The 15,185-nt window shown below is 62.9% G+C and carries 15 protein-coding genes; 10 read left to right on the plus strand and 5 right to left on the minus strand.

Annotated features, from left to right (window positions below; genetic code table 11):
* Positions 1-106: 106 nt before the first annotated feature.
* On the plus strand, positions 107-541 hold the full coding sequence (locus tag L0963_RS06230; RefSeq protein WP_234178824.1) for a GtrA family protein: 435 nt from the start codon (positions 107-109) through the stop codon (positions 539-541).
* Here the strand turns inward: L0963_RS06230 and L0963_RS06235 are convergent.
* Positions 437-1,498, minus strand: coding sequence for a glycosyltransferase family 2 protein (locus L0963_RS06235; protein ID WP_234178826.1), 1,062 nt, complete (start codon positions 1,496-1,498; stop codon positions 437-439). The two genes, L0963_RS06230 and L0963_RS06235, sit on opposite strands and share 105 nt — an antisense overlap.
* Entirely contained in the window at positions 1,495-2,688 is a 1,194-nt protein-coding gene (locus L0963_RS06240; RefSeq protein WP_234178828.1) for a hypothetical protein, read from the minus strand. Before L0963_RS06240 ends, L0963_RS06235 begins: the two co-directional genes overlap by 4 nt.
* Positions 2,689-3,221: 533 nt before the next feature.
* Between L0963_RS06240 and L0963_RS06245 the strand changes: the two genes are divergently transcribed.
* Together L0963_RS06245 and L0963_RS06250 are read left to right on the plus strand one after the other, a co-directional pair.
* On the plus strand, positions 3,222-4,016 hold the full coding sequence (locus tag L0963_RS06245; RefSeq protein ID WP_234178830.1) for an FkbM family methyltransferase: 795 nt from the start codon (positions 3,222-3,224) through the stop codon (positions 4,014-4,016).
* Positions 4,017-4,168: 152 nt separating this feature from the next.
* Positions 4,169-5,251 carry a glycosyltransferase family 4 protein gene (locus tag L0963_RS06250; protein ID WP_234178832.1) on the plus strand — a complete coding sequence of 361 codons (1,083 nt, stop codon included), beginning with the start codon at positions 4,169-4,171 and terminating at the stop codon, positions 5,249-5,251.
* Here the strand turns inward: L0963_RS06250 and L0963_RS06255 are convergent, their stop codons facing one another.
* Entirely contained in the window at positions 5,252-6,136 is an 885-nt protein-coding gene (locus tag L0963_RS06255; protein ID WP_367652038.1) for a UDP-glucuronic acid decarboxylase family protein, read from the minus strand.
* Here L0963_RS06255 and L0963_RS19870 point away from each other — a divergent pair.
* The gene (locus tag L0963_RS19870) at positions 6,020-6,346 is read left to right on the plus strand and encodes a hypothetical protein (protein ID WP_442800554.1); all 327 of its coding nucleotides are present in this window, start codon (positions 6,020-6,022) and stop codon (positions 6,344-6,346) included. The two genes, L0963_RS06255 and L0963_RS19870, sit on opposite strands and share 117 nt — an antisense overlap.
* The gene (locus L0963_RS06260) at positions 6,343-7,506 is read left to right on the plus strand and encodes a glycosyltransferase family 2 protein (RefSeq protein ID WP_234178834.1); all 1,164 of its coding nucleotides are present in this window, start codon (positions 6,343-6,345) and stop codon (positions 7,504-7,506) included. The genes L0963_RS19870 and L0963_RS06260 overlap by 4 nt, the downstream gene beginning before the upstream one ends.
* Here the strand turns inward: L0963_RS06260 and L0963_RS06265 are convergent.
* Positions 7,463-8,254: a WecB/TagA/CpsF family glycosyltransferase gene (locus L0963_RS06265; protein WP_234178836.1), complete on the minus strand. Its 792-nt coding sequence runs from the start codon at positions 8,252-8,254 to the stop codon at positions 7,463-7,465. The two genes, L0963_RS06260 and L0963_RS06265, sit on opposite strands and share 44 nt — an antisense overlap.
* Positions 8,251-9,765 carry a tetratricopeptide repeat protein gene (locus tag L0963_RS06270; protein WP_234178838.1) on the minus strand — a complete coding sequence of 505 codons (1,515 nt, stop codon included), beginning with the start codon at positions 9,763-9,765 and terminating at the stop codon, positions 8,251-8,253. Before L0963_RS06270 ends, L0963_RS06265 begins: the two co-directional genes overlap by 4 nt.
* Positions 9,766-9,998: 233 nt before the next feature.
* Between L0963_RS06270 and L0963_RS06275 the strand changes: the two genes are divergently transcribed.
* Genes L0963_RS06275 through L0963_RS06295 form a run of 5 tightly spaced genes read left to right on the plus strand, consistent with a single transcriptional unit; the run spans position 9,999 to position 15,168 of the window.
* On the plus strand, positions 9,999-10,619 hold the full coding sequence (locus tag L0963_RS06275) for a polysaccharide biosynthesis/export family protein (protein ID WP_234178840.1): 621 nt from the start codon (positions 9,999-10,001) through the stop codon (positions 10,617-10,619).
* Positions 10,620-10,645: 26 nt separating this feature from the next.
* Entirely contained in the window at positions 10,646-11,857 is a 1,212-nt protein-coding gene (locus tag L0963_RS06280) for a hypothetical protein (protein WP_234178841.1), read from the plus strand.
* Positions 11,857-13,296 (plus strand): GumC family protein, encoded by a 1,440-nt coding sequence (locus tag L0963_RS06285; RefSeq protein WP_234178843.1) that lies wholly within the window; start codon positions 11,857-11,859, stop codon positions 13,294-13,296. The genes L0963_RS06280 and L0963_RS06285 overlap by 1 nt, the downstream gene beginning before the upstream one ends.
* 19 nt (positions 13,297-13,315) lie before the next feature.
* The gene (locus L0963_RS06290) at positions 13,316-14,104 is read left to right on the plus strand and encodes a CpsD/CapB family tyrosine-protein kinase (RefSeq protein ID WP_234178845.1); all 789 of its coding nucleotides are present in this window, start codon (positions 13,316-13,318) and stop codon (positions 14,102-14,104) included.
* Complete coding sequence (locus L0963_RS06295) at positions 14,101-15,168, plus strand: glycosyltransferase family A protein (protein ID WP_234178846.1); 1,068 nt, start codon at positions 14,101-14,103, stop codon at positions 15,166-15,168. The genes L0963_RS06290 and L0963_RS06295 overlap by 4 nt, the downstream gene beginning before the upstream one ends.
* The last annotated feature ends 17 nt before the right edge of the window (positions 15,169-15,185 follow it).

The raw sequence follows: 15,185 nt of genomic DNA on the forward strand, positions 1-15,185 counted from the left end.
AGCCCGGCGCTTGCCGAGTCGCGCGCGAAGTGCGCTTGCGCATCGCATGCCGCGCGCGCTAGACGCCGTCCATGCAGGCGCTGCGCTTCATTTGGGGAATGCGGTGATGGGACGCGCGGCCGTCTCCCTTCGCGCACGCGCCGCCGAAATGGGAGCCAGAGTGCCGTTGCTGACCGCCTTGTCGCGCTTCGCGGTGGCGACACTTGCAAGTGCGTCGCTTTCGTTCCTATTGCCGATCCTGCTGCATGAGTGGGCAGGGCTGGGCGAACGAACCGCGGTCGGCCTGTCCTTCGCCATTGCTTATGCCTTCAATTTTCTGACGCTGCGCCGACTGGTGTTTGCGAGCAAAGCAAGTATTGGACGCGATCTGTGGCGCTACGCCCTGGTCAATGCGCTGTTCCGGATTGCCGAGTTTTTCGCATTCTCCGCGTTACGATCAGCCGCGATCCTCTCTTACGCCGCCGCGCTGCTGCTCGTGCTGGCGGTCTCCACTCTGGTCAAATTCTTCGCCTATCGCCGGCTCTTCGGCGGCGGGAGGTAAAAGGGCGCCGCGGGCGAGGGCGATCTGTTCGATGCGTTTGACCCGCTCGAGGGTCATCTCGGTGAGTTGGCGATTGCGGCCGATGAGATCGGCCATCAGTCCGAGGAGAAAGGTCAGCGCGCCCACGGTGAGCAGTGCCGAACCGATCACCAGCGACTGGATCTTGCCTTCACCGCTGACGAAGAAATAATAATAGAGGAAACGCAGCATCGGCAGCACGCCGATGAACGCGATGACCGCGCCGATGACTGCGAAAGTGCGCAGCGGCTGATACATGGCGTACATGCGCAGCGCGGTCGTCCCCGAGCGCTCCATGAAGCGAAACACCGATTTGAAGAGCCTTGAATCGCGGGTCTTGGCGTTGGTGCGCACGGGGACTGCTTCATAGGCCATCGCCTTCTGACCGACCTGGATCAGCATCTCGATCGTGTAGCTGAACGACGAGACGATATTTACCTGAAAGGCAGCAGTGCGGGAAATGGCGCGAAAGCCACTTACAGCATCGGGCACATCGACGCCCGAGAAATGGCGCACCGCCCAGCTCCCAAAGCGTTGCAGCATGCGCTTGGCGGGACTGAAATGGGCGATCGTCTGGGTTTGGCGATCGCCGATGACCACGTCTGCGCGTCCTGCCACGATCGGTTCCACGAGGCGCGCAATGTCAGCGCCGTAATATTGATTGTCCCCGTCGGTGTTGACGATAATGTCGGCACCAGCGCCGAGCGCGTAATCGAGGCCGCGCCGAAAGCTTCTGGCAAGGCCCATATTGCGGCGATTGCGCAGGATATGGTGAACCCCGCACGCGCGCGCCACCGCGTCGGTGCCGTCGGCCGATCCATCGTCGATGACGAGATATTCGATTATATCGATGCCATCGATCTGTTTCGGCAGATCGGCGATAGTGGCCGGAAGAGTATCGGCCTCATTGTAGCATGGGATCTGGATGATCAGCTTCATGCGGTCCTCTCCAATGCTGGCGGCGCGTCCGATACCGGCACGTGCTGATGATCGCCGCGCCGCCTCGGCATTGCGGCCGCAAAAGCGATGACGGCAAGCGGCAGCAGCCAGACAATGCGCATCAGATAGCGGGCATGCGGGGTCGACATGCCGCCGCATATGACGACATTGGCAGCGAGCGCGAGCAGGATCAAAAGTGCCGCGGCCGCGCCCGGAGACCGCCATGACGCGCGGCCGGTCCGGGAGGCAAAGCCGGCCGCAAGCAGAATGAGGGAGAGCAGTGTCACCGCGATCGTCACGAAAATCGTGGGCGCGACCGGAACGGTGCCGCGGTACGCGGCCGAGCGTTCGACCCAGGAAAATATCTTGGGGGGGAGATGGCTCCGCGCCCCTTCGCGATGCTCGGCGACATAATTGAAGTGATCAAGATCGAAAGCCAGTGCCTGCTCGCCGCTTGACCGGATGATCGACCCGATCACTTCGCCTGGATATTCGCGAAGGACAGCAAGGTAAAAGCGGACATCTTCGCCACCGAGCTGGCGCTTCGAATCCTCGCCGAGCGTGCTGAATATTCCCTCGTGCGGATCTTCGCTCCACAGCATGATGTCACTTGGTTGCGGCATCCGATCGCGGTAGCCGCACAGAAGAAACTTCGGCGGATTGCAGTGGGTCTCGAGGTAGCGGTAGCCGGGGCCATCGGCGATCAGCCGCGCGGAAAGGAAGGGCGGGGCGGTCGGCGGAGCGCCGAGCGTGCGCGTTACCGCTGCCGAGAAGAGCATTTGTGCCGCGATAGCGATGAGAATGAGGCTCGTCGGCAGCAGAACCCGGAGCGTCCAGCCCTGCCGCTGCCCGAGGTTGAGGAGCAAGGCGCCGCCGCCGACCGAGAGGATGAGCAGGATGTGCGAAATATGAAAGGTGATCGCCGCTGCTGCTACCATGAATAGAAATGTGCGCGCGAGACGGCCATAGTGCGCGCCGAACAGGATCAATGACACAAAGGCCAGAATGAGCGGGCCGGTGAAAGCGCCCGGCATGAGGCGCGATACGAAGAAGGGCAGCGGGCTGAGAAGCCCCACTGCGATCAGCCCGCCCCAAATCCAGCGTTGCTGGCGACCGGGCGTGAGCGATGCCGTCGCGCCGAACAGGAACAGCGCAACCGTCCCGACCGCGATCGCGGACTGCACAAACACGGGCCCGAACCGCCCGAGCCCTTCAAGCCCGGCATAGAGGAAGGCGCCATAATAGATTGATCGCCCGGTGAGGACAGTCCGCGCCGGGCGGATCTGAGGAGGGATGGCCGTTGCGGTGGCCAATGCTGGGTCAGCGCCAGGGGGCGACGCCGCGTCTGGACCAGAGGCGTTTGCTGCCGGGGCTGAAGGTGCTTCGAGAAGCCGATCCGACCAGCTCGAACGATGACCCGTCAGCGACACCACCGCCGCATCCGCGGCTCGGATGTAATGGCTGGTATCGGGAAAGAAAAAGGGGGCGCCGTTGAGCAGGGCCGGCCATGCGTAGAGCAGCACCAGCGCTGCCCATAATCCGATCCTCGGCAGACGTCGCACCAATCGATGCCCCTATGATTTCGTTCGCGAATCCGCGAACTGCCCGTCAAGGCGTAGGATAGCCTGAGCACGAGGTCCACTGTTGCCAAGCCCAGCCTGTGTCCTTTTGATACGTATGACGCGCGCATTGCCCTCGGCGCCAGTTTTGCTATTCCCGCATCATGACCCCCGCCGTTCTTGCCGCCCGCTATTGGCCCTTCGCGAACGGGTCGGGGCGGATCATCGACCGCTTCGCACGCGGGGTCGATCTGGGACAGGGCGAAAGATTGGCGCAGACGAGCGACGGATTTGCGCTGCGCGTTCGCGCCGATGACCTGATCGGACGGCATATTCTGCTCACAGGCCGCTTCGATCGTTCGGTCGTCCAGGTCCTGCTGGATCACGCGCGCCCAGGCGACGTGCTTCTCGATATCGGGGCGAATATCGGCTATGTCGCGGCCTGCTTCCTGAGCCGGATCGCGGACTCAAGTGCAATTTGCGTTGAACCTCAACCCGAAATTGTCGATCTGCTCGAAGCGAATATGGCGCCCTTTGGCGATAGAGTCGCCATCCACCGCGTTGCGCTATCCGACGCCGCTGGCGAAGTCCGTTTTCGCATAGATCAGGCCAATCGGGGTGCCTCACGCATAGACGCGGACGGAGAGTTCGCCGTGCCCGCGATGCATGCCGGAGAATTGCTTGCCGGTCTGCCGCGTCTCGACCTCATCAAAATGGATGTCGAAGGTCATGAGGAGACCGTTTTTCGTGCCATCGATGTCCAACTTGCGCGCCTCGCGCCGCGCGCAATTCTGTTCGAGGATCAGGGGGCAGGGGCAGCCGAAGCGATAGGTACGCTGCTGCACCGCCATCGCTACACCGTCTTCGGAATCGACAAGCGTCTGCTGCGTACGCGGCTCGTTCCGATCGTTTCGAGCGGCGACTGCAGGTACAATGATTATCTCGCCGTGCGGACCTGAGCATTTCTCTTCGTATCATCCACCGCAGGGTCTTCACCGCTTCGCAACAAGTTTTTCGCTATGACAGTGGGCGGAAGGGTGGCGCCGCTGGTAGCGCCGCCCTTCCACTGTATTGCGCGCGCCGTGCGCACCCAAGCTGACCAGGGAAATTCATGAAGCTGCTGTTTGCCTTGCCGGGATTTCATCGTTTCGACCGCGGCGCAGAGGTTGCCTTGCTGTCGGTGGCGACGGAACTCGCGCGCGGCGGCGACGCAGTTACCGTAATGGGTTCAGGCGAACCACGTGAAGGTCTGCCTTACACGTATCGCCGCGTCGGTGCCGTGCGCCGTGAGCGCTTCGAAGCCTTTCCCTTCTTTCCGCCGCTTCGTAGCGAAACCGCATGGGAAGATGCGAGCTTCGTTCCCGGTCTCCTTGCGGCTTATCGGCCCGGCGACTTCGACGCGGTGATAACCTGCTCCTTTCCCTTCACCCATTGGGCGCTCGGAAGGCCCGCGAGCAAGCGGCCGCTGCGCCTGTTCGTGACCCAGAACGGCGACTGGCCAGCCTATGCCACCAATTCCGAATATCGCAGCTTTCGCTGTGATGGCCTGGTTTGCACCAATCCCGACTATCTCGAACGCAACCGGTTCAAATGGCCCTCGGCGCTCATTCCAAACGGCGTCGATCTCGAGCGTTTCCATACCGGCGAGGGGGAGCGCGCACGTTTCGGACTCCCGCTGGACCGACCGATCGTGCTCATGGTCAGCGCGCATATCGCAACAAAGCGCGTGCTCGACGGCATTCGCGCCGTCGCGCAGCTTGAAGATGCGCATCTCGTCGTGGCGGGGGATGGTCCGCTCCGCGACGAAGCCGCAGCGCTCGCTGCCGAGATATTGCCCGGTCGCTATCAGCGGGTGAGCCTGCCAGCGACCGAAATGCCGGCGCTGTACCGATCGGCTGATATCTTTCTGCACCTCTCGCTTCTTGAATCCTTCGGGAATGTTTTCCTCGAAGCCTGGGCGAGCGGCCTTCCGGTTGTCGGCCATGACAGCGAAAGGCTGCGGTGGATCCTGGGTGAGAACAGCGCATATCTGTGCAACACCGAGCAAAGTGAAGCGCTGGTCGAGACAATCCGCCGGGCGCTCGCGCAGGGTCGCCGGACCGAAGGCGTCGCAAGCGGGATCGAGCGTTTTGGCTGGCCGACGATCGCCGCGCAGTATCGCGAATTTATCTCGGCACTGCTGGCGCGGCGCTGATCAGTTCGCGAGGCGGCGGAAATAAGCGATCGTCTGCTCGAGCCCTTCGCGCAGCCGAATTGTCGGTTCCCAGTCGAGCTCGCGGCGCGCGAGACTGATATCGGGCTTACGCTGCGTCGGATCGTCGGAGGGCAGGGGGAGCTGGACCAGCTTCGAACGCGCGCCGGTGAGTTCGATAACAAGCTCGGCCAGTTCGCGGATCGTGAACTCCACCGGATTGCCGAGATTAACGGGGCCGGTGAAGCCGGTAGGTGTTTCCATCAGGCGCAGCAGCGCTTCGACCAGATCATCGACATAGCAGAAGCTGCGGGTCTGCGAACCATCGCCATAGATGGTGATATCCTCGCCGCGCAGGGCCTGCATGACAAAATTGGAGACGACACGGCCATCGGCGGGATGCATGCGCGGACCGTAGGTGTTGAAAATGCGCGCGACCTTCACGTCGATGCCATGCTGACGGTGATAGTCGAAAAACAACGTCTCCGCACAGCGCTTGCCTTCGTCGTAACAGCTGCGCAGTCCGATGGGATTGACGTTGCCCCAATAGCTTTCGGTTTGCGGATGCTGAGTGGGGTCGCCATAAACTTCGCTCGTCGACGCCTGCAGGATCGGTACCTTGATGCGCTTTGCAAGGCCAAGCATGTTGATCGAGCCGATCACCGAGACTTTGGTGGTCTGCACCGGATCGTGCTGATAATGGATGGGCGATGCGGGGCAGGCGAGGTTGAAGATCGCATCGACCTCGACGAAAAGGGGATGGCACACATCGTGGCGCATGAATTCGAAGCGCGGATGCGAAAGCAGATGAGCGATATTTGCCTTGGCACCGGTGAAGAGATTGTCGACGCACAATACTTCGTCGCCGCGCTCGATAAGCCTGTCGATAAGATGCGAACCGACAAAGCCGGCGCCTCCGGTAACCAGGACCCTGCGGGCCAGAAAATAGTCACGCGCCATACCGAAATTCCCCTCTGCTTTCCATTCTCTATCGGCACTGAGGAATGTTGCAAGCTCGCGGCGCTCCGCAGCGCGCCAGCGTTGCACTTTGAAACAGCGCGCGCTCCAACTCTTTCGTCCGGAGCGATGGCGCGGTGATCGATCTTCTCGCCTGGGTCCTGGCGACCCCCTTTCTCCTTCTCCTCGCCTATCTTCTGGTCGAACTGACCGCCGGCCTGGCGCGCCTCGCGCCGCGCGATCCTGACACTCCGCCAGCGCATATGGTGCTGCTCATACCAGCGCATGATGAGGCCGCTTCGATTGCGGAGACGGTGCGCGGGCTGGCGGCAGCCTCACCAACCGCGCACATCCTCGTCGTGGCCGATAATTGTTCCGATAATACCGCCGAACGTGCGCGCGCAGCGGGCGCCGAGGCCATCGAGCGCAACGATCGCGAGCGGCGGGGCAAGGGATTTGCACTTGCCTTCGGACGCGATCATCTTGCCGGCGCCCCACCAGACGCCGTGATTGTCGTCGACGCCGACTGCCGCATGGATGCGGGAAGCGCCGAACGGCTCGCGGCCGCAGCGCTGATCTCGGGCGCGCCGGTTCAGGCCAGCAATTTGCTGGCGTCCCCTCCCGGTGTGTCGCCGCTCGTCTCCATCTCCAATTTCGCGATGCTGGTGAAGAATGTCGTCCGGGCGCGCGGGCTGCTGCGGATTGGCGGCGGGGCGCTCTTGTTCGGAACCGGCATGGCCTTTCCCTGGTCGCTCTTCGCGCGGCTTCCGCTCGCGAGCGCCAATGCGGTCGAGGACCTTGAGCTCGGGCTGCGCCTCGCGCGCGAGGGGATCAAGGTAGGCTTCGACGATGGCGCGCGCGTGACCAGTCCCGCAGCCAGCCTTGCGAGTAGCCGCGGGCAGCGCAGCAGGTGGGAACATGGGTTTCTCGACACTGCGCGAAGGCAGGCGGGGCCGCTGCTGGGCGCAGCGAGGCGGCGCCGCTCGCGGCATTTGGCCGCTCTTGGTGCGCATCTGCTCGTGCCGCCGCTCGCCCTGCTGCTGCTCGCAGCCGCGCTCGACCTGGCGCTTGTTACCGGTCTCGCGCTGTCGGGCGCTGACAGTCGGCCCGCCATGTTGCTGCTTGTGCTCCTCGCGCTTGTTGCGCTCGCCCTGCTCGCCGCCTGGTGGCGCGAGGCGCGGGCGCTGCTTCCGGCGCGCGATCTTCTGCGTGCCCCGCTCTATCTGCTCTGGAAGCTGCCCGTCTATCTTGCCTTCTTCACCCGCCGGCAGACGGGGTGGAACCGGACAGGTCGCGACTAGCCCGCGCGGTTCGCCAACGTTGCCAGATGGCGATTATTCGGGGTCCCTCGACAAGATAGCGTCGCCAAAGACGGCGCGGTTCGCTGAGCAGGCGGAATAACCACTCAAGGCTCGCCCGCTGCATCCAGTTCGGCGCCCGGCGCTTCGCGCCGGTCAGGAATTCGAGCGAGGCTCCGATGCACAGCGCTACCCCGCGGGCTCCGCCACGCGCCGCGATCTCCGCGCACAGCAATTCGCTCTGGGGAGCGCCAACGGCAAAAAGGATGACATCAGCTTTGCTGCTCACAACAAAGTCGCCGACCGTTCGTCGGGCGTCGGCATTGCTCCGCAATCCCATAGGCGGCGCATGAAACAGCCACTCGAAACGCGGGTAAATTTGTTCAAGGGCCGCATGCATAAGCGGATCGCCGCCAATCACCGCGATACGGCCGCGCGGGAGCGCGTAGGCGAGCAGGTCGCGCGTCAGATCGCTTCCCGGAACGACCGGCAAGCGAATATCCGCGAGCGCGGCGAGGCGCGCCAGGATGCGGCTGTCACAAAGGCAGAGCGCGGCGCCCTCATAGGCAGCGAGCAGCTGGGGATTTGGCGATCGGTCAAGTCCCACTATATGATCGACATTCGGCGTGACGACATAGTGAAAGCTCTCGCCGCCAGCGCGGCTTACCACCGCCCGCCGCGCGCAATCGATATCGATGGGATCGAAGGAAAGTCCCAGAAACTCCTGTCTTGTAAAGATTTTTTCTCTCATCGCGTGACGATCCGGCCAAAGAGCCCGTTCGGCGGCGCCTCACCGGGCACAAGATCGATTCCGTAAAGCTCACGCGCACGCTCAAGCCCGCGCTGCGCTGCCGCCCTGCAATCATCTCCCGCGCGATCGCAAGCCGCAGCATAGAGGCGCCAGCCACTTATCAGCGCGGGTGCATCATGGGTCAGTCGCCGGGCCACCGCGATCGACTCGCGCTGCTTTCCATTCGCTTCGAGCCAGCCCATGAACTGCGCTGCGAGCACCGAGCTCTGACGATTTGCATCCATGCCCTGACGCCACATGCGATTGGCATTCTCAGGATCGCCGCGTTCGGAATAGCTGATAGCGGCCAGACGCCATGCGTCGATCCTCTCGGGACACTGGCTGGCCGCCTCCTGCGCCGAGCGTAGCGCTCCATCAAGTTGCCGCATGTCGAGACGCGCGCTCGCCCGCACGACAAGCGCGCGGCAATTGGTCGAATCCTCTTCAAGGATTGCGTTCGCGCGTGACAGCGCCCCGGCCCGATCGCCGCGCCGAAGGAGGGCGGCCGCTTCCAATGTCGCCCGATCGGTGCCTGACAGGGTCGCGATCAGGCGATCTGCCGCGGCGAGGCGTTTTGCTTCGACAAGATAGGCTGCCACTGCGATCCGTGCTGCCGGCGTGCCGGACGCGGCAATGGAGCCGACAGCGGCATCACTCGGAGCCTCGGGGTGATATTCCCGCCAGAGGACAAGGATTTGCGGGATATCGTCCCGAGCAAGTTCGCTCTTGGCCAACAGCGCCGCGAGGAGCGCGTCCGCATCCTTGGTGCGGCCCTGCTTGTAAGCAAAATTGGCTTCGTCGATCCGCAACGCATCATTGGCGGGCGCAAGGTTCCGAAGCTTCGCAAACTCGGCCTGCATGCCGTTGGAATCATGGAGGGCGCGGTAGACTTCGAGCCGGGTCATCGCGATACCGCTGGTATCAGTCTTCTTGGCACTGAAAAGATCGAGGACCGCCAGCGCCTCCTTGCCTTCCCCTTTGCGAAACAGGGCGCGCGCCTTGAGAATCGCACCGCCCTCATTTGCTGAGTCGCGCGCCAGTATCTTGTCTGCATAGCCGACCGCATCGTCGAAACGGTTGCGCACGATCGCGTGGAGGCCGCGGACGAGCAGCGCGTTCGGATCGTCGGGTTCGAGTGAGAGTATCGCTTCGGTGGCCGCGAGCGATTCCCGCAGATTGCCGGTCTGGAGACCCAGTTGCGAAACCGCCTGCAGTGCTTCCATATTGCTCGGGTCGAGTGCCATGGCGTTGCTATACGCGTCGAAGGCTTGCGGAATAGCCTTGACGGCATATTCGATACGCCCCCTAAGTATATGATATTGTGGTTCGTCGTCGCGCTCTGCAATAGCTTCCTTGATCGCCATGCGGGCTTCGGCGAAACGGCGCTCGCCCAGCAATTCCTGGGCGCGCATCGCATCGCGCGCCGCTGCGGCGTCCGAACGGCCGCATCCCGACATCAAAAGGCTCGCCATGAGGGCAGCAACAAGCGTGAAGCCGGCGCGCGTTTTTGTGCCGCGGCGACACAGCTGCTTTTGCCTTTCAGGGTTAACGTGATAGTCAGGGATCATAGGCATCCTTATACTGTTGCAACTTCTTCTGTCGACTGATCGGGCTGGCTGACGCCGGGCAACGATAGAGTCGGCGCCGTAAAGGTTTTATCCCCATGCGCAGATTTTTGCTTTCGATCGGGTTCTCCCTGCTATTGATGGCACCCGCGGCCGCCGTGCAGGCAGACCCCGCGCCGCAGCCCGTTCAGTCTTCCGCGCCGGCCGAGGCCGCTCCGGTCCCTGCCGCCACCGCTGCGCCGACGCCGCGTGCGGGTGCCTACCGCATCAATGCGGGCGACGAGCTTGAGATCTACGTGTGGGGCGAGGAGCGACTGCAGCGCAAGGTGAAGGTGCTTCCCGACGGAACGATCGCTTTCCCGCTTGTCGGCAAGGTCGTAGCCCAGGGCTATTTGCCGTCCGAAGTCGAAGCGATGATCACCAACGGCCTGCGCGATCAGTATCGCGGCCAGGTTCCGCAGGTGACGGTGTCGGTGGTGCAGCCTTCGGGGATGCAGTTTTCGGTGATGGGACGTGTCCGTTCGCCGGGCACCTTCACGCCGGGGCGCTACGTCAATGTGCTCGAAGCGCTCAGCATGGCGGGCGGACCGAGCGAATTCGCCAATCTCGACAACGTGCTCATCATTCGCAAATCCGGTGACGAGCTGCGCACGATGCGGGTCCGGCTGGCGCCCCTGTTCAAGATGGGCGGCGACAGCAGCGATATCGCGCGCGCCAATATTCTGCGCATCGAAACCGGCGACACGGTCATCGTCCCGTGAGGCGCAGGTGGGGCAGGAGGGGCATGATGCGGAAAATTGCTTCATCGATAATGATGTTGGCGTGCGGCCTTTTCGGCACCGCGCAGGCACAGGAGCCGCAGGTGACCGTCGATGTGTCGGCGGGCGCATCGGTGTCGACCAATCCTTTTCTTTACGTTGATAGCAAGGCCGCCGCCGCAGCGACGCTCGAAGTGCGTCCGATGATCGTCTGGGAAAATGAATCGGGCCGGACCAGCCTCGACGGCACGCTGCGCCTTGCGCAATATACCCAACGCTACGGCAATGATTTTTCGGGGCGCGCCGGCGTGTCGAGTGATCAGAAGCTCGATGAGCGCACGACGCTCAGCATGGCGGGATTTTATCAGACTTCGCGCTCGGTGGTGCAGGATGGCTTTTTCTTCCCGATCGAGGCACCGCTCGATCCAGGAAGCATTCCCGATCCCAGCATTCCGCCGGTAGATACGTCGATCGCGGGCGTGCGCACACGCCGGCAGAATGCCGGCGCGTCGATCGGTCTTAGCCATGCCATTGACGAGCGTAGCTCGGTTGATGCCGGCGTCTCGCTCGATGCCGCCTTTGTCGACCGCAACGTCGGCTTCGACTATCAGGATCTCTCTGGTCACGTCGGCTATCAGCGTCAGTTGACCGAGCGCACCGCGCTGACCGCCAGCGTCTCGGTGGGACGCGTCAATTATCTTGGTCGCAGGATCGGAGACAGCACGATCGTCAGTCCGCAGATCGGTTTGCGACAGAGGATCAACTCGCGCCTGAGCCTCGTCGCGGGGGCAGGCATATCTTATGTGAGGACGGACGTGGGGACCGGCACGAGGGTTGGACGCACGAGCTTTTCGGGCAATATCGGGCTGTGCGACCAGGGGCTCAATCGCACCTTGTGCGTTTCGGCAAATCGCTCCGCGCAGCCCACCGCGCTCGGGGGCGTCTCGAACGTCACCGCCTTTGCGGTGACCTATGATGCGCAATTGTCCGAGAAGGACCGTCTCGCCTTTTCCGGGCGCTATGGCCGCACCGATCAAAGCGGTGCTGCGGGCTTTCCGCTGCAGACGCGCATCACCGACATCGTCGGAGCCAGCGCCACTTACAGTCGCAAGCTCAGCGACCGCGTCAGTCTGAACGTGACACCGGCCTATACCAAGCTCTATGGCGATACCCAGGGCCGGCGCGATGCAAATTATTCGCTGATGGTCGGTGTAACGGTGCGCTTCGGGAAGCTTCGCTGATGGATCAGTTCGACGATATGGCCGGCGAACAAGGTGAAGGCGGGTCCGATTTCATCGGCCAATTGCCTGCAATCCTGTGGCAACGCCGCTGGTGGATCATCGTCCCGACGATCGTCGGCGCGCTCGCTGCGCTGGCGGGTATCCTGTTCATTCCGCCGACCTACCGAGCCAATGCCATCATGCTCGTCGAGTCGCCACAGCTGCCGCAGGAGGTTATCGGGCTCGACGGCGGAGATGCGATCGACCGCCGGATCGCGGCCATTCAGCAGCAGATCACATCGCGTCCCGATCTTATCGAACTGATCGAACGCAACGGTCTTTATGCGAGCGACCGCAAGAGCAAGCCCCTCTCGAAAATTCTCGAGAAAATGCGCGAATCCATCAGCCTTACACCAACCGATGCGGGCTCGCAGCCCAATCGCCCCGATCAGCGGGCCATCGCCTTCGAACTTGCCTTTGAATATTCGCAGCCCGCGCAGGCACAGGCTGTAGCGCAGGCGCTGATGGATCGCGTCCTGCAGCTCGACGCGCGCGGCAATACCGAGCAGGCGACCAATACTGTCCAGTTTCTTTCGGATCAGGCCGCGGGCCTTGAATCGCAGATCGGCGACCTTCAATCGCAGATCGCTGGCGTCAACGCCCGCAACGGCAATGTGCTGGCCTCCGGCGGCATGGTCATCGGTTCGGGGGCAGGAAGCTACGACGTACAGATTGCCGCGCTCCAGCGCGACAACCAGACTCTCCTCATGCAGCGTAATGTCGCGCAGACGAGCGACGAACGCGATCCCACGGTTGCGGCAGCCGAGCAACGGCTTGCTGCCGCGCGGGCGCTTTATTCCGAAACACATCCCGACGTGGTGATCGCCAAGCAGGCGCTTGCCGAGGCGCGGCGGCTTGCCAAGGACAATACGCAAAAGCTGCCGCTCGACACGATCGATGACCAGATCGCGTTCAATAACAAGCAGATCGCGGCCCTGCGCGCCGCAAAGGCGCAGGAGAATGCCGAGGTCAGCTCGCGGCTCGCCGCGCAGGCGCGGGCTCCGCTCGTCCAGCAGCAGCTCGGCGAACTCCAGCAACGTCTGACGGCGCTCAACACGCAATATGAGCAGGTGCAAAAGCAGCTGATGACCGCGCGCGCGGGCGTGCGCGCCGAGGACGAGCAAATGGCCGAGCGCCTGTCGGTCGTCGAGCCGCCGGTCATTCCCGACAGCCCCAGCTGGCCTAACCGCATCCTACTCGCTGCCCTCGGCATCGGTGGCGGCCTCGGGCTCGGTTTTGTACTCGCCTTTGCGGTGGAGCTCTTCCTGCGGCCGATCCGGGATCCTGGGGCGCTCAAGGCGATCCTCGGTGCCTCGCCGATCGGTATCATCCCCGTGATCGAGTCAACGCGCGTTCCCAAGCGCGGTTGGCAGCGTTTCGTTCCGCTTCGCCGCTCCTGATACCAATAAAGGTTCGACCATGGCCGACCGCGATTTTTCCTCTCCCGGCGTCCGCGACCTGCTCCGGCTCGCGGACCTTCCGCTTTTCACTCCCGAGCGCGCCGAGCTCAACTCGCACAAGCTCGTTGGCTTCGACAGCCGCGACATTCGCGCGCGTCCCTTCAATCTCCTCCGTTCGAGCCTGAGCAAGAAGCTCAAGGAAAGCGGGTTTCGGCTTGTCGGCCTGACCTCTGCAACGCCTGCGGCAGGCAAATCCTATCTTTCGCTCAATCTGGCCTCGTCGCTCGCGCGCGTGGCCGAGCAACCCGTTTTCCTGGTGGATCTCGATATTCGCCGCGCATCGGTCGCCGAAGAGATCGGCCTGACTCTCGATCGGGGGATCGAGAGCTTCCTCGAAGGCGAAGCCGATGATCTTGCAGCGCTCGGTCGGCATGTCGACGGCAGCGAACTCGGGATATTTCCCGCCGTTCGCCGCAAGCGTAACACCGCCGAGCTTCTCGCCAGCGAACGCTTTGCGCAGATGATCGACATTTTCCGCAACCGCAGCGATGCAGCGATCATCCTCTTCGATTTACCGCCAGCCTTCGCCAGCGACGATGCGATGATCAGCCTTGAATTGCTCGACGGCTATGTGCTCGTCGTCGACAGCGGCAAAACTACCAGGAAGCATGTCGAAGACGTGCTGGCCGTTCTTCACCCGACGCCGTGCGTCGGGACGATTCTCAACCGCTACAGCGGCGGCTTCGCCGACAGCTATGGTTATGGCTATGGCGGGCCCGATTACGGGAAATATTACGATCCGTCGTGACCCGCCAAGCGGAAGCGGAGCCGGCGCTCGCCGAGCGTAAGGGCAATCGCGTCGCGATCTGCATTATTGCGCGCAACGAGGCCGACACGATCGGCGGTTTGATCGATCAGCTGGCGGAACAGTCGCTGGTAAGCGTCGATGGCGTCTCCCGAATCCTCGTTGTCAGCAATGGGTCGAGTGACGCGACTGCGGCCAAGGCCTCGGCAGCGCTCTCGCGGGGATTTGCCGACGGTGGACCGATCTGGAGTGTCCACGACACGCCGATCGGCGGCAAGGCCCGCAGCTGGAATCTCGCGGTTCATGAACTGCTCGATGGCGATCTCGACATTGCGATCTTTCTCGATGCCGATATCGAACTGGCGGGCGAGCATGTGCTGGCGGAACTCGTCGATCGGCTCGCGGGCGATCCGGTGCTGCTTGCGGTTTCAGGATTTCCGCTAAAGAATATCGCCCGCAAGGCGCACAAGACGCTCATTGATCGCTTCTCGCTGCGCATTTCGAGCCAGACGCCGGCGCCGCACGCGATCAATGGCTCGCTCTACGCGGCGCGCATGTCGGAATTGCGCAAGATTTGGCTCCCGGTCCCGACTCCGGGAGAGGATGGCGCGCTCAGCGCCATGATCCACACCGGCGGTTTTACCCATCCCCCGCGGTTCGAGACGATCGCGCGCATGCCGCATCCGACGCATTATTTTGAAGCCCATAGTATCGCGGGCTTCTTCGCGCACGAGCGGCGCATGACGCTCGGCACCACGATCAACGGATGGATATTCGAACATATGTGGGCCGGCGAACACCGCGATCATGTCGGCGAGCGCATCCGGTCCTGGAACGAGGATGAACCCGACTGGATCGACCGGATCATCGCGCGCGAGGTCGCGGGCAAATGGTGGGCATTGCCCCCGCGGATGCTCAGCTGGCGACTGCACAATCTCAAGGGCGTCGGCTGGCGCAAGGCATTGGCGCGGGCGCCATTCTCGCTCGCCGCAACATTTTTGAACCTCGGCCCCTGCATCGCCGCCAATCGCCTCATCAAGCGGCGCGGCGCGGCGAGCCACTGGTAGGGCGGCAGGCCGCCCGG

The organism is Sphingopyxis sp. NFH-91, assembly GCF_021401285.1.
Classification (GTDB): Bacteria; Pseudomonadota; Alphaproteobacteria; order Sphingomonadales; family Sphingomonadaceae; genus Sphingopyxis; species Sphingopyxis terrae_A.